The following is a 17,923-nucleotide window of genomic DNA, read 5'->3' as shown; positions in this document are numbered from 1 at the left end:
CTGGGGCAAGTATACGTTGGGTTTGAATTCAGCTTCAAGTTTACATATAGCCTATCACAATCTCGTTGATCACCGCCGGCTTGTCCTGGCCTACTACGTGGGTGTGCATTTCCAGGGTGATACGGGTGCCGCTGGAGGAGGCTTCGACGGCCTTGACGCGGTTGCGCATATGGATCCGATTGCCAGCCAATACGGGGCTTGGGAATCGCAGCTTGTCGGAGCCATAATTCACCATGTTGGTATAGCCGGTGACTTCGTAATGCTGCGGCACCGTGAAGCGAGATTGCAGAACCTGTACCAATGCACCCTGGGCTATGGTACCGCCGAAGGGACTGAGCTTTTTGGCTTTTTCGACATCGGTGTGGATCCAATAGTCGTCACCACTCAGCTCGGCAAACCGGTCAATCAGTTCTTGCGTGACTACTACCGGGTTACTCCAAGGACTGAACTCGTCGCTGATCAGGCTCTTGAGCCCCTCGATATCGTTATGGGCAATCTGACGCATAGGGGCTTCAGCTTCAACAACAGATTGTTCAGCGACCTTGGGTTCACATTGGGGCGGTTCGACACTGGTTGCCGTATAGTGCAATAGCGTGCAGTCTTCCCGATCTTCAAACACGGGCTTGAGTCGCATGCCGATTTCAATCCGGTCTTCATCCAGGTACAACAGCGTAGTATTAAGTCGCGGCCCTTCGTCCAGCTGTACCACTGCCAGCTTTTGGGGCAACTCCCCCCCGAATTCGGGCGCTGTTGGCACTCTGCTGAGGGTGTAGCTGTAGAGCGTTCCCTCTCCAGAAACCGTTTTCCATGCCAAATCTGCCGACAGACACTTGGGGCAGTGGTTGCGTGGATAGAAGATCCAATGATCGCAGGAGTTACACTGTTGGATATCCACGCGATGTTCACGCAGGGTTTTCCAATAGTGAGCGGAGGTGTCAGTTGCGACGGGTGCAGGTTTGTTCATCAATCAGTCCCCTTGAAGAATCAGTGCCGTCTGTTCACTCATCACCCCGCCGGTGCCTGAGACATAAACGGTATTGCAGGTTTGCAGTTGGCGTTCGCCGGCCGAGCCCATGATCTGGGTCGCCCCTTCGATCAATTGCGACATGCCACCGGCGGTGCCGGCCTGGCCAAAGCTGAGCTGACCGCCGTGTGTATTTACCGGGAAGTTGCCCTTGTAGGTCAGGTCGTTGTCGGCGACAAAACCCATACCCTCCCCTTTGCCACAAAAACCGGCATCTTCCAGGCTCAGCAGCACCGTGATGGTGTAGCAATCGTAGATACAGGCCAGATCCACATCGGAGGGTCGCACGGAGGCCATATTGAAGGCTTTTTCCGATGCTGGCCCAATGGGGGTTGCCAGCATGTTAGTGGTATAGCTGGGGGATTTGGTGGTCAGTCTTTCACCGCACCCGGTAATCCAGGCAGGGCGTTTGTTCAATCTCTGTGCCACCTCGCGACTGGCAACGACAAAAGCACCCCCACCGGCAACCGGCATAACAATCTCCAGCATATGCAATGGGTCGGCGACCATTTTGCTGGCCAATACATCTTCAATGCTAATGGGCTGGCCAAAGAACAAGGCGTCGGGGTTGGCCAGGGCGTTGATGCGTTGATCCACCGCAATCTTGGCCATAGCCCGCTCGTCATAGCCATACTGATCGGCATAGCGTTTGGCGATCATGGCATAACCGGTATTTTGGGCCATATGGCCATAGGGGATGTCGAATTCCGCTTCCGGCGCGCCATATAAGGTACTGTGTCCGCCGTATCTCATGCTGGCGGCGGCAGCCAAAGGGTCGGCGTCAGGAGCCATGGGCGCCATCCGCTGGGGAATCGTACACACCACCACGTCAGCCAGTCCCAGTTCGATCGCGGCTGCGGCCCGCCAGGCCATAGCCACAGAGCCAGCGCCCCCCAGGTCAACCACCTCGGCAAAGTTCAGCTCGGTGCCCAGATACTCAGCTACAGAAGCCGGTACAAAACTCGCGGCCTCATTAAACCAGGGGCCATTGACGGCCAGGCCGTTAATATCCTTGGCCTCCAGCCCGGCATCGGCAATAGCCAGACGGGTTAGCTCCGCCACCTGATCCAAATGAAACGCCCGCGGCGCCGTGGCGTACTTTTCCGGCTTGTACTGGGCAAACCCCACGATCGCCGCGTTACCTTTTAATCCCATACTGAATACCTGCTTTTGAATCTAGTACTGTTTGCACCTATTGAATTTGGTTTCAATTTCAATAATACGATTAGTTGAATTCGGTTTCAATATTTCTTATGCCCTAATTCGCACTTACTGCTGCTGGAGAAGCGACATTGATCACTTGAACCCGGGTAAATTCGGCCAGACCGAGTTCCGTGTTTTCAACACCGATACCCGACTGTTTGGCCCCCCCAAAAGGTACATCCGGCCGCACCGCTGCGTGCTGATTCACCCACGCGGATCCGCTCTCCAAGCGATTAGCCAGTTCAGCCCCTAATTCCAAATTGTTTGTCCAGATCGAACCACCCAATCCATAGGGCGTGTTGTTCGCCCGTTCGATGACTTCATCAACATCGCTAAACTTGAGAATGGGCAAAATGGGGCCAAACTGCTCCTCGGACACCAAGCGGGAATCGTCAGCCAGGTCAGCCACCAGAGTAATCGGGAAGAAATAGCCCTGCTGTGCCGTGACCACACCGCCACAGAGGAAGCGTCCACCCTCTTCTTGCACCGAACGGCTCAGTTCACAGAGTTTTTCAAACTGCATTCGGTTTTGCACCGGTCCCATGGCCACGCCCTCTTCCAGGCCGTTGCCCTGTTTAATGTAGCCCGCATAGGAGACCAAGGCCTGACAAAGCGCCTCGTAGATATCCTCGTGAACATACAAACGCTTGAGTGCAGCGCAGATCTGGCCGGCGTTGTAAAACGCGCTCCAGAACAGCTTTTCAGTCACGGCGGCTACATCAACGTCATTCAAAACAATCGCTGCGTCATTGCCACCCAGTTCCAGGGTCAACCGCTTCAGGTTGCCGGATGCGCTGGCCATAATCTGTTTACCGGTGTTGGTGGAGCCGGTAAATGACACCTTGTGAATGCCCTCATGAGATGTCATCCATTGACCGAGTTCATTGCCACCGGACAACACGTTAACCACACCGGGCGGAAACGCCTGCCGGCAGAATTCACCGAGCTTCAAGGCCGTCAAAGGGGTATAAGGAGACGGTTTTATGATGATCGTGTTGCCGCTCAAAACAGCCTGCAACAGCTTCCAAACAGCAACCATCAGCGGGGCATTCCATGGCACTATGGCGGCGACCACACCCAGAGGACGATGCTGCAGCTCAATGCGATTTTCCGGAGTATCCTGCAGGATTTTATTGGTCAACCTGGTATGAACAAACGCCTCACACCACATCAGACAAGCCCCCACTTCATCACGGGCATCCTGCAATGGCTTGCCTTGTTCCTGTGTCAACAACTGCGCGAGCGACTCCAGATTTTTCTGCAGTAGCCCCATCAACTGCTGCACGTGACTATTGCGCTCGCTTCTGGCGCTTTGGCCCCAGCTGACAAATGCCGCATTGGCAGCAGCCACAGTGGCTTCCAGTTGCGTACGACCGGCATCGGGGGCCTGCGCCACCAGTGTTTCGGTGGCCGGGTTAATCACTTCAAAATAACGTTCGGCATCCACGCCCTTGCCATTGATGGTCAATTGAAAATCGGACATATTCACTTTCCTGAAAAGATTACACCGCAGGTATGCAGTGTGTTTCGGTCAAACCTGCACGATGGATGAGGATTCTGGAAAACAGCGCTTCGGACTACGCAACAGGCAACTCAAGCACCATATTCGCCTGGGCATGCATACCCCAGGCATTCGTGCCCACCACCTTCAGGCTCAGCTCACCAGTGGTGGCATCCAACTCCGTCACTTCACCGCTCACTGTCATGGTAAAACCGGGGAAATTAGGCGCACCCAACTTCAAATTCATCGACTTCACCCGAGCTTCCGAGCCAGCCCAATCACTTACATAACGCCCTAGCAAACCACCGCTGGTCAGAATATTCATAAACACATCCTGCATTCCCTGCGCCTCTGCTGCCGCCTTATTGTGATGCACCGGCGTAAAATCCCGCGACGCGACGGCACCGCCCACAATCAAACCGGCAGTAACGGGAATCTCAAACGATGGTAGCTGATCACCGACGCCAACACTGCCAAAGTCCAGACGTTTTAATCCCTGAGGCTCAGCCGCAATCGCAACAGCCGCAACATCCACAGGAGCACTCACCGGTGCAGCTGCGCCCTCACTCTGCCCATGCGGACGAAACTTAAGCACCCGGAAAATCATTGAGCCAACCGCCCCACCTTGAGCGTCCGTAAACTCCGTTTTCGTCTCAATAAAATAACCGGTACCCAATGCCGTGGTTTTCTGCTCAGAAATACTGTCGATGACGGTACGGAAATAGACCTCATCACCGGGGCGCAAATCCCGCTCATATGTCTGGATACAATTCGTGCCCACCACTGACGGATAACCGCCGCGGTTGAACACATCATGCAGCTCCTTCTGCAAATCAAGCGGCGTCCCCTCAAGCGCATCAAAGGCCATCGGGTACCCTTCCATACTCCACACCTGCAACATGCTCGGCGGTGCAATCAGGCCACCTTTCACGGAATCCCGCGCCAATACCTCATCCGTATATACCGGATTCGTATCCCCCATCACCTCGCACCAATGGCGGATCATCGTCGCATTGACCGGATCCAGCCCCCGGGTTCTGGGCGCCACTTCTTGACCCACATAGGCATGGATCGCCTGTTCAAAACTTTCCTGGCAGTCAAAATCGATTGCTTCACTCGTCATAACATCAAAATTCCCATGCAAATACTGGCCACTTATTTCAGTAAACTCGATTTTGAATTCAATTTCAATATTTTTGTTGAAACCACCTTCAATTAAGACGCTCAACTCAGACCTACCACAGACCAAGGTGGCTGGGGGGGCGCGTTTTCAGAGCATTAAAGAGGGCGCCGAAAGAGTGAAAAAGACTGGCGTTTTCTATTAGTACTCCTTCAAGGTGATATTGCCTAATGCAGTCAAAATCTAAGCGGCTCAGTGCTAGGCGTTTCCTCGAAGGCGTAGTGGTTCTACGTCGAGAGGGAACAACAACGCAATGGGCCGCTTAGATTTTGACCCGAAGGGCGCCAATCAGGGCGCCTTCTGCTGTGTTGCCCTGGCTTGACATAGGCCCACTATGCCTTCACCAGCGCGCCTTGCAGAAAACGCCCTGATTGACGCTGCATTAGGCAATATCACCTTGAAGGAGTACTAGGCTTTTTCGCGACTGAGGGAAGGCCGGAGGGCCGCCCGACAGCTCTGAAAACGCGCCCCCCCAGCCACCGATTGAGGCACCGACCCTGACACAGCTAATTACCACCACAGGAGGATCGATCCGACACAGAACCTTCAACTACCAATAGAGGTACTCAACCCGAAACCGCCAAACTCATAGTCTAAACAGAGTAAAAAAATCCATCCCTTCCTCCACACAACCCAATAACGATTGTACCCACTCCCCCAAATTGCCATCATCAAAGCTATCGTAAAAAGCAGCGAAACAAGGTCTAAAGCGCCATGCCCAACACCCCACACTTCCAAGGCACCGGAAAAACAGTCATCGTCACCGGCGGCGGCAAAGGCGTCGGCTACGGCATCAGCGAAGCCTTCCTCCAGGCCGGCGCCCAAGTCTACATCTGCGGCCGCCGCGAACCCGAACAACTGCCCCAAGCCAACGGACAAAAAGCCATATTTATTCCCGTAGACGTCAGGGACCCCGAAGCCTCACAAACACTCATCAACACCGCACTCGAACACACCGGTCGCCTGGACGTTCTCATTAACAACGCCGGCGGCAGCCCCCCCGTAGTTGCCGCCGATGCCCCCTACCGCCTCAGCGAATCCATCATCCGCCTCAACCTCATTGCACCGCTCATACTCGCCCAACAGGCCCACAACGCAATGGTTAAAAATGGAGGTGGCAGCATCATTAACATAGCCAGCGTCTCCGGCGCACGCCCCTCCCCGGGAACCGCCGCCTATGGCGCCGCCAAAGCCGGCCTTATCAACCTCAGCCGGTCTCTGGCCCAGGAGTGGGGCCCCGAACAGGTTCGCGTCAACGCCATTATCGCCGGCCTAATCCGTACCTCTGCGGCCGAAGACCACTACGGCGGCAAGGCCGGTATCGAACTGATCGAACACTCACTGCCCATGCGCCGCATGGCCACCCCCGAAGACATCGCCAACGCCTGTCTGTTCCTGGCAGCTGACAGCTCGGCCTATGTCAGCGGCGCCGCGCTGGAAGTCTACGGCGGTGGAGAACCCCCAAGCTTTCTGAAAATGGCAGAAGACGCGCTGGCACTGGCACAGGGCTGAGTCGCCCTACTACATTTGTAGGTATATCAAGTACTCCTCCGGTTTTAGACTTTTCGAGGTGGATGCAACCGCACCCCAAGAGGACGAAGTCGATAACAACTCTAAAATTTCGGAGAGACAACATGATTCCCTATTCCCGACGTCTACTGGCGACGCTGGTATGCATGAGCGCCACCTCCATGACCCAAGCTGCCGTGCTTGAAGAGGTGCTCGTTACGGCACAAAAACGCGCCCAGGATCTCCAGGACGTACCGGTAGCGATCTCCGCTTTTAACGCAGAAGCACTGGAACACCAGGGCATTGGCGACATTGAAGACGTCAGCCAATACGTACCCAATGTACAAATTGCCGAATCCCCCGCCGGCAGCACCAGCGCCACCATCTCCATACGCGGCTCTGTGACCATCAACCCCGCCGTTACCTGGGAACCGACCGTCGGAATCTACCTTGATGGCGTGTTTATCGGGAAAAACGTCGGCGGCATATTTGACGTCGCTGAACTCGAACGCATCGAAGTTCTCCGCGGTCCCCAGGGAACCCTCTATGGCAAGAATACTGTCGGTGGTGCCATCAATCTGATCACCCGCCAGCCCAGCGAAGAGCTCAGCGGTAAGATCGACGTTGGTATCGGTAACTACGGCGCTCGCAAACTGGGCGCGAGCATCACCGGCTCAATCATTGAAGATCGCGTCAGTGCCAGCCTCTCCTACCTGAAACAAGACCGCGACGGCTTTGACGATAATCCGGCAACCGGTGATAAATACAAAGAACTGGACTCCGAGGCCGGCCGCTTTTCCGTACTTGCCAACCTCACCGACAACCTGGAGCTTCAATACAGTTTCGACTGGTCTGAGAAAAACAATACCCCGTCCATGCCGCAAGCCACTCCGCAACCGGTATACGAGCGCTTGGACAATGCCGGGGCCAACGGCGCCATCTATGACCGCTCCACCGGTGAAGGCCATGCACTGCATGTAACCGCAGACTTTGGTGATCTCACCATTAAATCTATTACCGCCTATCGCGAAATGAGCTTCGACGATACCTTTGACTTTGATGCCACTGCACTGACTTTCTTTCATACCGTTCGAGAAGTGGAGCACGAGCAGCTGTCCCAGGAATTCCAGTTTGTTGGTTCCATCGGCGATCTCGATTATGTCGCTGGTTTGTTTTATTTTCAGGAACAGGCAGACGCCAATAACCCTTACATCTTCCCGGGGCCCTTCGTAGTCTCTAACACCTACGGTGTCGATGCCACCTCCTACGCTGCCTATGGGCAAGTGGAATACCAAGTCACCGAAGCCTTGACACTAACCGCCGGATTGCGCTGGACCGAAGAAGAAAAAGAGTTTTACGTCGAACACTTGGGTTTCCGGCTGCCCGGTGACCCGGTATACAGTTCCAAATCTTCCGATACCTGGAGCAATGTCTCGCCGGCGTTTGTCGCCAGCTACCAGTGGAGCGAAGAGGTGAACACCTACCTTAAAGTCGCCCAAGGCTGGAAGTCAGGCGGTTTCAACGGTGAAGCCGAAAACGCGACAGTGGCCTCCACCCCTTATGACGGAGAAACAGTGACAACTTACGAATTGGGTCTCAAGTCTCGCCTGTTCGATAACCGCATCCAGTTAAATGCGGCACTGTTCCAAAATAATACCGAGGACCTGCAGCTCAATGAGTTCCTCGGTTTTTACGGTTACTCACAGACCACCAATGCCGGTGAGACCAGTGTCAATGGCTTTGAATTGGAAATAGTAGCGGCAATTACCGACAGCCTGACGTTCAACGCCAATTACGGCTATTTGGATGCCGAATACGATGAATTTGTCCTCTATGGTACCGACGCCAAAGACACTGCACTCTTCCCCTATTCGCCCGAAACCACCTATAGTCTCGGTGTTAACTACAATACCCCGCTTCCCGTGGGAGAGCTGAACCTGCGCCTGGACTACAGCTATGTAGATGATCATGTGCTCTACTTCGACGCGCCTTCGGCTGCGCTTACCGCCGTCGATGACTACTCTCTGCTCAACGCGCGACTGACATGGTCTGACATCAAAGTCGGAGAAACCGGTGCGTTTAAGCTGTCCATCTGGGGCAAGAATCTCACCGACGAAGATTACTACATCAATGGCGTACCCAATGTTCAGGCAGGCGTCGGGGTGAACTATCTGGGTAATCCCCGTACCTACGGTCTCGATATCGCCTACCAATTCTGAGGCAGGCGGCCATATCAGGGGCACAACTCCAAGGTGCCCCTTCTCTTACTTGAAGCCCAACTCAACTTCCTGTCCTGTTTCCCGACCATGCGCTAATTGTGTTTTGGCAAAGCCAGTGTTATATTCGAATCATCTGGCAATTTTTTTAATAAATTCAGCGGGTTACCCCCTATTTGCTAGAAATGTGCTGAACCCACGTAGAGTAAAGCAATAAGAACACTGCCCGGACGCTGTACTATGGATCTACGCCGAGCCAAAAGCCGACAAAAACTCAAAGACGCACTTGGCCGCCTGCTCGAGCATCAAGTCCTCGAAGAAATCACCATCGAACAAATCACAGATGAAGCTGGCGTCACCCGTCCGACGTTCTATTCAAACTATAAAGATCGTCAATCCATCGTAGTGGAGCATATTGGCGAATGGCTGCTGGAAATGAAGGCGGTCTCTGACCAATACCATGAAGACGAAAGCCTTTGCCCCCTGGATCGCCTGACAGAGTTTCTCAAACATTGGCTCGGCAGTATCAATCGCGATGACCCCATACTGCGGCTGGCCCTGACGGGACGCGCCGGCGATGCGGCCATGCAGACCATTCGCAAACACAATGTAGAAATGCTGCGAGCCCGTTCCCGCGCTGCCGATGCCAAACTTACGGCGCGGGAAATCAACCTCTATGCCGTATTTTACGGCGCCGCCGTCAATGGTGTATTGGAAGCGGTTATCACAGGCGATATCAAGAGTAGTATTCCCCGCCTGGCGGAAGACCTGGCGGTTCTGATCCACACCGGTCTTGGAGATAAACTCAGCTAGCGCCGCATAGAGTCTTCATGGATCAGCCATATAAACTAAACTTAAGCCAGAGTGAGGTGATCCTCTCAAGACGAGAAACCCAGCCATGATTACCACCGCTATGGCCGCTAGACACATTTACCTGCACACAAGCAGAATTTATGATATAGATCAAACACTTGGCACTGTATTCAACGGACTGAAGCTTATACTGAAAGTGACATCCGCAGAAATACAGAGGTGTAATGAGCGAAACACAGTCCCTGGACTATTTTGAGGTTTTTCCCTGGAGCAGTAAGTTCGAAACCGGGATCGATATTATCGATAAGCAACATCAGCGCCTGGTGCAACTGCTGAACCAACTCGCCAACGCAATCGTGCACGATGACGTTCTGGAACACCGCCGTATTTTCGATGAGCTTACCGCTTACGCCGAATACCATTTTGAAACGGAAGAAGCGATCTGGAAGAAAAATCTGGCCGACGACGAATGGACTCAACGCCACTGCCAGGAACATCGGAAGTTTCTGCCCGATGCCATGAAGCTCAAAACGAGCGCCAGCGAGCACCCCTCGCGTGAGGAGCTTGAACAGATTCTTAAATACTTGATGCGCTGGCTGGCTACACATATTGTGGACGGAGACATGCGTATGGCACTGGTCGTCAAGTTGAGCCAGGCCGGCTTGGAAATAGATGATGCCAAACGCAGCGCTAGTGAACAAATGCAGAGCGCAGCACGCCTGTTAATCGACGCCGTCCTGATTATGTACGACGCCCTGTCGTCACGCACCCTGGATCTGATGCGCGAGCGTCTTCAGCGCCAGGAGGCACAAGACCGGTTGAAGAGCCTAAACCGTGAACTTGAAAAGCTCGCAACAACCGACCAACTGACGGGCCTTCTTAATCGCCGCAGCTTCGATGAAATTTTCAGCCGCGAACTGCGCAGAGCACAGCGGGTTTCCAGCAATCTCGTATTCATCATGCTCGATATCGATTATTTTAAGCGCCTCAATGATCTGCATGGGCATGCCGCCGGAGACCAGGCACTAGCGACTATCGGCAATGAGTTAAACCGCCTGTTCCGGCGTCCAGGAGACTTTGTCTTTCGACTCGGAGGAGAAGAGTTTGGAGTATTGATTACTGACCCTGAGTTCATTGATGGCAGCAATACCGCCGATCGCATTCGTCGCAAGATTGCGGCATTAGAGATTCCCAATCTCGGCAGCGACATAGGTGATTTTGTAACGATTTCCGCCGGCATGGTGGAGCAAATTCCCGATATAAGCGAGAGTGTTGAGAGCTTTTTTAAGTTGGCAGACCAACGGTTATATCAAGCCAAAACCGAAGGGCGCAATCGTGTTGTTTCGGCGGATTAGGTCAATTCTGCCGTGGAACCTAGATGTGAAACCGAAGTTTTACTCGAATGAGATGGGAATCTATTCACAACTTCTGTGGATAAGTCTTTGGACGACTTTCGGAAAAAATGTTACAGCCCTGTCATAGTCTTTGGTTCAGCGCATTGGTTAATTTTTAACCAGGAGACCTTATTAAACTTCCAGGTCTTAACGCCTATCAATTTAGCTCACCCGTCATCAATAACCGACAGTTGTTTTTCCAATTTATCAAGAATCATCACCAGATCCCGATATTCAGTTACGTCCAGTGCCTTCAATAACCGACTCTCCCAATTCAACGCCTTGGGAACAATCTCGTGATAAACCTCCCGCCCGGAATCCGTCAACGACAAGAAAGTGACTCGACTGTCCTCCTCACTCTTTTCCTTATTCAGATACCCTTTGGAATCGAGTAGCTTCACCCCCCTGGATACCTTGGTCTTATCCATAAATGTAATTTCACCAATGTCGCGGGCATTCAGCTGCTCATGCTCCGCCAACCGAGCCAAAATACGCCACTCGGCAATCGTCAGGCCAAATTCATCGGTATAAATCTCAGAACAGGAATCACTCATCCATTTGGCCAAATTCACCATGCGGTAAGCAATAAAACGATCGAGAATCAAGGTACGGTCGGTATTGGAAGTCATGAACTGCACTTAACTGAAATTTTAGTTACCAGTGTAACCATTTTCTTACAGGGGGAGAAGACCGGAATTAAAACAAGCTGACAAGACTATAAATTCAAAGCAAAAAAAAGCAGATCGCGGAATAACCCCGACCTGCTCAAAGACACGCAGGAACGGCCGTCACGCGACCGCCCTGTTGCAGAGTAACAATGCGTTAGAAGATCAGTCCTGCAGCTGATCCCAAACTTCCTGGTCACGTTCGTCGGTCCAGATGCGAGGCCAATCAACCCCTTCCATTTCATCCCACAGACGCTGAACATCAAACGGCAGGCAGTGCTCAAAGATCGGCCACATTCCGAACTTCGGTGCCAAGTGATCACGGGTCTTCTCAAAAGCCTCTTTCAGAGTACCCCCAGCGCGGTGGACTTCGCCCACCTTCTCAATCATACCCAACAGGAAACCACGGGTCTGCTCAATGGCTGCATCCACCTCATCGCGTCCTCGGGCGACGGCACCACGACCACCGACCAGAACCTCGGCTTCATAAGCCTTGACCTTATCCAGGGTGTTGCTGGACCAATCGAAGTGGAAGGCGTCACCGGTGTACAGTGCTGCCGCAGCCTCGACCAGATCACCCGCAAACAAGACCTTCTGCTTGGGCAACCAGGCGCAAATATCTCCGGCGGTATGGCCGCGACCACAGTACTCCAGAATCAGACTGCCACGATCACCACCCAGAGGAATTTCCAAACGGTCATTAAACACGATGTCCGGGTGAGTCAGTCCCGGGATACCATCCGGCTCACGGAACAAGCGGGGCATACGGCCATATTCACTGGCCCAATCCTGCATACCGCGCTCTTCTATCAGGAATTTGGTTTTTTCATGGGCGATGATGGACTCCGCATTGAAAGCAGAAGCCCCCAGAACACGTACGGCATGATAATGAGAGAGCACCAGATACTTGACCGGCTTGTCGGTGTGCTCCCGTAGCTGCTCCAGCCAATCGTTGGCAGCTTTAGGGGTTGCACGGGCTTCAAAGGCAATCACAAAGTCTTCGGCTTCGATGGCGCCGACATTGGGGTCACCTTCAGCGGTCAGGGCGTAAACGCCGTCTGCCAGGACTTCCAGGGTTTCTTTCTTTTCTCCCAGATCTGCCGAAGAGGCGAAGGGTTTCTTGGCCATTACAAGCTCCTGAATCTATTTAATCGAATTGTCGTTAAAAGTTGTTTTTGAAACGTTTGGCTATCGGATCGGGGGCTTTCCACATCCAGATTAGTTGCCAATGTAACTTATTTATCCATATCACACAACGTTTTCCCGCAAATATCGCTATAAAAAACCACTTAACAAACACGCCTCACCTGATATATAGTTTCATAAGAAACAAAATAAGAGTTCAGAAGAGACTAAATAGCTATTGGGATAACTATTGAAAAGCCTCTCAGAACCAAACCTACATAAATCTGGATAGCCGATATGCAAAAAACCTATAAGAACCCGGTCTACGACTATGTTCGCAGCCCGGATCAGGACTCGTCAGGCCGGACGCATCATCCGGTCATCATTGTGGGTGGAGGTCCCTGTGGACTGGCTGCCGCCCTGGATTTTGCCCTTCAGGGCATCCCCACCGTTGTTCTCGACGATAACAACACCGTCAGCGTAGGCTCCAGAGCCATATGCTTTGCCAAGCGCACACTCGAAATTATGGACCGCTACGGCGCCGCCGAGCGCATGGTGGACAAAGGTGTGACCTGGCAGCTGGGCAAAGTGTTCTTCCAGGACGAACAGGTATACGAATTCAACCTGCTGCCCGAAGACCAACACAAGCTGCCGGCCTTTATCAACCTCCAGCAATACTACTTTGAAGAATATCTGGTCGATCGTATCGCCGAAGAGAACAGCATTGACTTGCGCTGGCTGCACAAGGTCACCGAATTGGAAACCAACCCGGAAGGCACCCATATCACAGTTGAGACCAAAGATGGTACCTACCAACTAAGCTGTGATTTTCTGCTGGTGGCGGACGGTGCCAATAGTAAGATACGTACCCAACTGGGCCTTGAGAGCAAGGGCCAGGTGTTCCAGGACCGCTTCCTGATTGCCGATGTGGTGATGAAGGCTGACTTCCCCACCGAGCGCTGGTTCTGGTTTGATCCCCCCTTCCACCGCAACCAATCTGCCCTGCTTCACCGTCAGGCAGACGATGTATGGCGTATCGACCTGCAGCTGGGCTGGGACGCCGATCCGGAAGAGGAAAAGAAAGAAGAAAATATCCGCCCCCGCCTGCAAGCCATGTTGGGTGAAGATGTGGAGTTTGAACTGGAGTGGGCCAGCGTATACACCTTCCAGTGCCGCAAGATGGATGACTACATCAAAGATCGGGTGATCTTTATGGGCGACGCGGCCCATCAGGTATCGCCCTTCGGTGCACGCGGAGCAAACGGTGGTGTGCAGTCTGTAGAGAACCTGGCCTGGAAAGTCAGCGCCATCCTCAAGGGAGAGGCACCACTGGCACTGTTGGAAACCTACAATACCGAGCGCCAGCACGGAGCAGCCGAGAACATTCTGAACTCCACCCGCGCCACTGACTTTATCACCCCCAAAAATCACATCAGCCGGGTCTTTAGAGACGAAACCCTGCGTCTGGCAAAAGATCAGCCCTTTGCCCGCAGCCTGGTCAACAGCGGTCGACTGTCGCTGCCCTGCACTTACGAAGGATCACCCCTTAACACAGCAGACAGTGAGGACTTTAACGGCGGTGTAGTGCCCGGTGCCGTGTGCAAAGACGCGCCAATCAAAATCAATGGCGAAGACGCCTGGCTGATGAACCAATTGGGCAACCGCTTTGTCGCCATGGTGGACATTGACGCGAACGGCGAAGTAGTACCCAACCTCGTCACCGAGAACCCAGATCTGGCCTGGATACTTCTCAGCAAAGATGCCAACAAAGCCCAAACGCTGGCCAGACAGCTGTCGCAAGCTGCTGTTCAAGCTATCTCCGATCCGCAGGGATTGGTCGCCCAACGTCTGGCTTTGCGACCCGGTAGTGCCTACCTGTTCAGACCGGACCAAGTGGTTTGTGGCCGCTGGCAACAACCTACCGCTGCCGACATTCACGCCGCTCACCGCCGAGCCCTGGGCTACGATCTCTGAGGATTACGACATGCACCTGAATACCGAAGCCAATCTTAACGACGCCGATGCCTTCTACGCGGAGCTCACCGACCTGCACCGGGACCTGCAAACTGCCGACAGTGAGCGGGTCAACGCCAGACTGATTCTGTTACTCGCCAATCACATTGGCGATAATCGTATTTTGAGCGAAGCCATGGCCATCGCCAAAGATCTGGACCCCGTACAGAATTAGGCGCTGAGCTATAAGGATTAACGAGTGTGACCACACTGGAAAGCCGACTCACCCTGGTGCCGCGCTCGCGTGAGCTGCACTGTGCGGGGCACCGCATACACTTTCTCGAATGGGGCGACCCGAACCACGACACTGTGCTTATATGGCACGGTGTCGCCGGCAACGCCGCTGAAGGTGAACTGCTGGCAAGGCATTTGGCAACCGAGTACCACGTCCTCTGCCCCGACTCAATCGGTTGCGGCAAATCGGAGTGGCCTCAGGACCCAACCCGGGACATGGTGATGGCATCCCAGTGTGAAGTTGCTCAATCCCTGCTGGAACAACTTGGCGTGGAAAGAGTCCGATGGATCGGTGCCTCACGAGGTGGCTCATTGGGAATTTACGCCTGCGCCCATATCACCGGAATCGACATTACGCATTTGGTGATTAATGACTCCGCTCCGCAGCTCCCGGAAAAATTTCGTCTTGCGCTCGCCAGGAATCTGCAGACACTGCCCGAGGCAGACTCCCTGGAGGGTTTCGAGAAATTGTTGCGTGCCGGCTTGTCCAGGGATCACCTGCAGCTGAAGGATGCCGAATGGCGTTGGTTAGCTCGCATCTGGTCCCGTCGTACTGAGAAGGACACCTACACCTACCACCACACCCCCGAGCTGTGGAATATGCTGATCTATGATCCCCGTGACTACGAACTGTGGGATTGCTATGAGCAGATTACCGCCAGTACACTTCTGATCCGCGGGGAAAAAACAAAGATGATGACCGACAATGACGTCAAGCGCATGCAAACCACAGGTGCACGCTGCCGGGTCATCAATCGGCCTGGTGGGCACGTCTCACTCTATCAGACTGCATTGGAACAAAATGCCATTGCCGGATTTTTGCGGTAAAGCCAGAGGTTAACAACCGTGAACCTACAGATTCACCAGTCCCCATACGCCCTTTATCCCTGAACCGCTACCGCCCGTCCGCAACTCCGGTTTTCCTGCGGTTGCAACATGAACCTTGTCTCAATTTTCCTCTTCTGGCATTGCCTCAAAAAAGCAGATCGCTACTATTAATGGCGTACTATTCATCTTTCGAATATTTATAAAGAGGCATATACCTCGCGGTTATAACCTAGATTTCCGACTATCCAATCAACACTGGGCGGCGCAACATGATCATTTATAATATTGCAACATCCAAAAAGATCTCTACGGAACTGGCCGAGCTGGAGACATTTCATCAACAGCGATCACAAAAACAGGTGATTCGACGCCAGGACGGCAGTACAGAAACCACCGACGCTGACGGCACTGTTTTCCGTACCCACCCTGACGGCTCAACTTCCGTCATTGCCCTGGATGGCACTACTGAAAAATATCGTCCCGATGGTTCCTGGACGGTCAGTTACCCAGACGGTAGCAGCGAAGGAGTCAACGCCGAAGGGGAATACAGTTTCACTACCGTCGAAGATGCCACCCGTTCAATATCAAACTTCCCCATAACAATGGGCGGTTAAGCTCTGAGCTGTGCAGGTCGTTTCAAGCCATCCGTCTCCAGTTGCTGTTCGACAAAAAACAAGCGATCCTGACCAAAATACAACTCTTCCTCATAATAGGTCGCCGGGCAACCAAACACCCCCCTTGCTACGGCCAGCTCCGTATTAGCCTTAAGCTGCTCCTTAACCTCGGTGGTTTGCATCATTTCAAGTATCTCACCGGCATTAATACCTGCCCGTGTTAACACTTCCTCCACCACTTTTAGATCCCCCATATCAACAGGCTCAGCCCACATTGCATGGAAAACAGTATTCAGATAATTGTCAAAAACCCCCAAGTGTTGAGCCGCAATGGCACCGCGCATCAAATACAATGTGTTAATCGGAAAGTGGGGATTGAACTCCATCGGCACGCCATAGAGATTCGCGTAGCGCTGTAAATCCCCATTCATCCAGGCGGCCTTAAGAGGTATCGTCACCGGCGAATGATTCCCGGTGGCTTTGAAAATCCCCCCAAGCAATACCGGAATGGGGTGCAGCTTAATATCATAATTCTGCTCAATCCATAGCAAACGATGATACGCCAGATAAGTCGTGGGACTGCCAAAATCAAAATACAATTCAACCCGTTTAGTCATCTTTCTACTCCTTGATATCTATCACCAGCGCTCCACCCAGGGTCTTAAATCCTGCTCAAACGTCCAGGCATCGCGCTTTTGCTCCTTCATTTGCCAGAAAACTTCCGCAATGGAATCGGGATTAACTATATCGTCAGATTTACGATCCGAGACTCCTTTCAAAACGTTTTCCTGAATCCAAGGGGTATCCACCGCGGCATCGATAATCAAATGCCCGACATGAATATTCTGAGGTCCCAATTCCCGAGCCATGCTCTGAACCCATGCTCTCAGCCCGTGCTTGGCCATGGCGAATGCACCAAAGCCCGCTGCACCACGAACACTGGCCGTTGCTCCGGTAAACAGAATCGTTCCCTTCCCTCTCGGCAACATATGTCGGGCGGCTTCACGCCCGGTCAAAAAACCTGCGTAGCAGGCCATTTCCCAAATCTTCTGAAACTTACGGCTGGTGGTCTCCAGCACTTTAAGAGGTACGTTAGCACCAACGTTAAAGATCACCGTATCCAGTGGTGCGATCTCCGATTCGATGCGTTCCATCAACTCGACCACCTCTTCCTCTTTACGGGCATCACAAGTCCAGCCGTAAGTCTTCAGTCCCTTGGCATTTAATTCGTCAACTAAAGGCTGTAGTTGTTCACCCTTGCGGCGAACCCCAATAACACTATAGCCTTCGCGGGCAAATCTGCGCACTATCGCACTGCCAATGGCATCGCCGGCACCGACGACCAATACGGAACCGCTGTTGTTCTGATTCATGCTTTTGAACTCTCTCTGTGAGTATTGGTGTTAATGTCACACAGTGAGTTCCATTCTGCAACTCTCAAAAGAGAAAACCGGAACCAGTGTCAATTAATATGTCAGAAGTGACAGTCGGTTTATGACAATAGTTCATATCACTATGGCGTTCAGATACCACTTTGGTCTATTTGAAACAGCCATACTCAACTAGTCTGGATAGGAAAAGGGCCATAATCAGCCCTCATACAG

At 52.9% G+C, this 17,923-nt stretch carries 16 protein-coding genes; 8 read left to right on the top strand and 8 right to left on the bottom strand.

Going from position 1 to position 17,923, the window contains the following annotated elements; genetic code table 11:
• Positions 1-40: 40 nt before the first annotated feature.
• The 4 genes from HBA55_RS15510 to HBA55_RS15495 form a co-directional block, all read right to left on the bottom strand.
• Positions 41-964, bottom strand: coding sequence for a bifunctional OB-fold nucleic acid binding domain-containing protein/MaoC family dehydratase (locus tag HBA55_RS15510; protein WP_166993263.1), 924 nt, complete (start codon positions 962-964; stop codon positions 41-43).
• Positions 965-967: 3 nt separating this feature from the next.
• Positions 968-2,179 (bottom strand): thiolase family protein, encoded by a 1,212-nt coding sequence (locus HBA55_RS15505; protein ID WP_166993260.1) that lies wholly within the window; start codon positions 2,177-2,179, stop codon positions 968-970.
• Between the two features lie 103 nt (positions 2,180-2,282).
• Entirely contained in the window at positions 2,283-3,710 is a 1,428-nt protein-coding gene (locus HBA55_RS15500; RefSeq protein ID WP_166993257.1) for an aldehyde dehydrogenase family protein, read from the bottom strand.
• 94 nt (positions 3,711-3,804) lie between these two features.
• Positions 3,805-4,851: an FAS1-like dehydratase domain-containing protein gene (locus HBA55_RS15495; RefSeq protein ID WP_166993254.1), complete on the bottom strand. Its 1,047-nt coding sequence runs from the start codon at positions 4,849-4,851 to the stop codon at positions 3,805-3,807.
• A gap of 771 nt (positions 4,852-5,622) precedes the next feature.
• Between HBA55_RS15495 and HBA55_RS15490 the strand changes: the two genes are divergently transcribed.
• The 4 genes from HBA55_RS15490 to HBA55_RS15475 all read left to right on the top strand — a co-directional run bounded on the left by HBA55_RS15490 (position 5,623) and on the right by HBA55_RS15475 (position 10,801).
• Entirely contained in the window at positions 5,623-6,420 is a 798-nt protein-coding gene (locus tag HBA55_RS15490) for an SDR family oxidoreductase (protein WP_166993250.1), read from the top strand.
• Between the two features lie 122 nt (positions 6,421-6,542).
• Positions 6,543-8,636, top strand: coding sequence for a TonB-dependent receptor (locus tag HBA55_RS15485; RefSeq protein WP_166993246.1), 2,094 nt, complete (start codon positions 6,543-6,545; stop codon positions 8,634-8,636).
• A gap of 237 nt (positions 8,637-8,873) precedes the next feature.
• Positions 8,874-9,446, top strand: a complete 573-nt coding sequence (locus HBA55_RS15480) for a TetR/AcrR family transcriptional regulator (RefSeq protein WP_166993242.1) — start codon at positions 8,874-8,876, stop codon at positions 9,444-9,446.
• 224 nt (positions 9,447-9,670) lie between these two features.
• Positions 9,671-10,801, top strand: coding sequence for a GGDEF domain-containing protein (locus tag HBA55_RS15475; protein ID WP_166993239.1), 1,131 nt, complete (start codon positions 9,671-9,673; stop codon positions 10,799-10,801).
• Between the two features lie 206 nt (positions 10,802-11,007).
• Here HBA55_RS15475 and HBA55_RS15470 read toward each other — a convergent pair whose 3' ends face one another.
• Both HBA55_RS15470 and HBA55_RS15465 read right to left on the bottom strand, forming a co-directional pair.
• On the bottom strand, positions 11,008-11,469 hold the full coding sequence (locus HBA55_RS15470) for a MarR family winged helix-turn-helix transcriptional regulator (protein ID WP_166993223.1): 462 nt from the start codon (positions 11,467-11,469) through the stop codon (positions 11,008-11,010).
• 201 nt (positions 11,470-11,670) lie between these two features.
• Entirely contained in the window at positions 11,671-12,633 is a 963-nt protein-coding gene (locus HBA55_RS15465) for an MBL fold metallo-hydrolase (protein ID WP_166993220.1), read from the bottom strand.
• Positions 12,634-12,927: 294 nt separating this feature from the next.
• On the opposite strand from HBA55_RS15465, the gene HBA55_RS15460 reads away from it, so the two are divergent.
• From HBA55_RS15460 to HBA55_RS15445, 4 genes are all read left to right on the top strand, one after another.
• Positions 12,928-14,604 (top strand): FAD-dependent oxidoreductase, encoded by a 1,677-nt coding sequence (locus HBA55_RS15460; protein ID WP_166993214.1) that lies wholly within the window; start codon positions 12,928-12,930, stop codon positions 14,602-14,604.
• Positions 14,605-14,614: 10 nt separating this feature from the next.
• On the top strand, positions 14,615-14,818 hold the full coding sequence (locus HBA55_RS15455; RefSeq protein WP_166993209.1) for a DUF2783 domain-containing protein: 204 nt from the start codon (positions 14,615-14,617) through the stop codon (positions 14,816-14,818).
• 26 nt (positions 14,819-14,844) lie between these two features.
• Positions 14,845-15,705: an alpha/beta fold hydrolase gene (locus HBA55_RS15450; protein WP_166993205.1), complete on the top strand. Its 861-nt coding sequence runs from the start codon at positions 14,845-14,847 to the stop codon at positions 15,703-15,705.
• 269 nt (positions 15,706-15,974) lie between these two features.
• Positions 15,975-16,319, top strand: coding sequence for a T-complex 10 C-terminal domain-containing protein (locus tag HBA55_RS15445; RefSeq protein WP_166993200.1), 345 nt, complete (start codon positions 15,975-15,977; stop codon positions 16,317-16,319).
• Here the strand turns inward: HBA55_RS15445 and HBA55_RS15440 are convergent.
• Positions 16,316-16,936, bottom strand: a complete 621-nt coding sequence (locus tag HBA55_RS15440) for a 2-hydroxychromene-2-carboxylate isomerase (protein ID WP_166993195.1) — start codon at positions 16,934-16,936, stop codon at positions 16,316-16,318. The two genes, HBA55_RS15445 and HBA55_RS15440, sit on opposite strands and share 4 nt — an antisense overlap.
• Positions 16,937-16,957: 21 nt before the next feature.
• Positions 16,958-17,692 (bottom strand): SDR family NAD(P)-dependent oxidoreductase, encoded by a 735-nt coding sequence (locus tag HBA55_RS15435; protein ID WP_166993190.1) that lies wholly within the window; start codon positions 17,690-17,692, stop codon positions 16,958-16,960.
• Positions 17,693-17,923: the final 231 nt, after the last annotated feature.

The sequence above is a fragment of the Pseudomaricurvus alkylphenolicus genome (assembly GCF_011683955.1).
GTDB classification, from domain to species: domain Bacteria; phylum Pseudomonadota; class Gammaproteobacteria; order Pseudomonadales; family Cellvibrionaceae; genus Pseudomaricurvus; species Pseudomaricurvus alkylphenolicus.
This window is presented reverse-complemented; position numbering and strand designations above follow the sequence as displayed.

Excerpts from the sequence above, each read along its gene's own strand:
- HBA55_RS15510 (WP_166993263.1), bottom strand. The coding sequence starts at position 964 with ATGAACAAACCTGCACCCGTCGCAACTGACACCTCCGCTCACTATTGG.
- HBA55_RS15505 (WP_166993260.1), bottom strand. The coding sequence starts at position 2,179 with ATGGGATTAAAAGGTAACGCGGCGATCGTGGGGTTTGCCCAGTACAAG.
- HBA55_RS15500 (WP_166993257.1), bottom strand. The coding sequence starts at position 3,710 with ATGTCCGATTTTCAATTGACCATCAATGGCAAGGGCGTGGATGCCGAA.
- HBA55_RS15495 (WP_166993254.1), bottom strand. The coding sequence starts at position 4,851 with ATGACGAGTGAAGCAATCGATTTTGACTGCCAGGAAAGTTTTGAACAG.
- HBA55_RS15490 (WP_166993250.1), top strand. The coding sequence starts at position 5,623 with ATGCCCAACACCCCACACTTCCAAGGCACCGGAAAAACAGTCATCGTC.
- HBA55_RS15485 (WP_166993246.1), top strand. The coding sequence starts at position 6,543 with ATGATTCCCTATTCCCGACGTCTACTGGCGACGCTGGTATGCATGAGC.
- HBA55_RS15480 (WP_166993242.1), top strand. The coding sequence starts at position 8,874 with ATGGATCTACGCCGAGCCAAAAGCCGACAAAAACTCAAAGACGCACTT.
- HBA55_RS15475 (WP_166993239.1), top strand. The coding sequence starts at position 9,671 with ATGAGCGAAACACAGTCCCTGGACTATTTTGAGGTTTTTCCCTGGAGC.
- HBA55_RS15470 (WP_166993223.1), bottom strand. The coding sequence starts at position 11,469 with ATGACTTCCAATACCGACCGTACCTTGATTCTCGATCGTTTTATTGCT.
- HBA55_RS15465 (WP_166993220.1), bottom strand. The coding sequence starts at position 12,633 with ATGGCCAAGAAACCCTTCGCCTCTTCGGCAGATCTGGGAGAAAAGAAA.
- HBA55_RS15460 (WP_166993214.1), top strand. The coding sequence starts at position 12,928 with ATGCAAAAAACCTATAAGAACCCGGTCTACGACTATGTTCGCAGCCCG.
- HBA55_RS15455 (WP_166993209.1), top strand. The coding sequence starts at position 14,615 with ATGCACCTGAATACCGAAGCCAATCTTAACGACGCCGATGCCTTCTAC.
- HBA55_RS15445 (WP_166993200.1), top strand. The coding sequence starts at position 15,975 with ATGATCATTTATAATATTGCAACATCCAAAAAGATCTCTACGGAACTG.
- HBA55_RS15440 (WP_166993195.1), bottom strand. The coding sequence starts at position 16,936 with ATGACTAAACGGGTTGAATTGTATTTTGATTTTGGCAGTCCCACGACT.
- HBA55_RS15435 (WP_166993190.1), bottom strand. The coding sequence starts at position 17,692 with ATGAATCAGAACAACAGCGGTTCCGTATTGGTCGTCGGTGCCGGCGAT.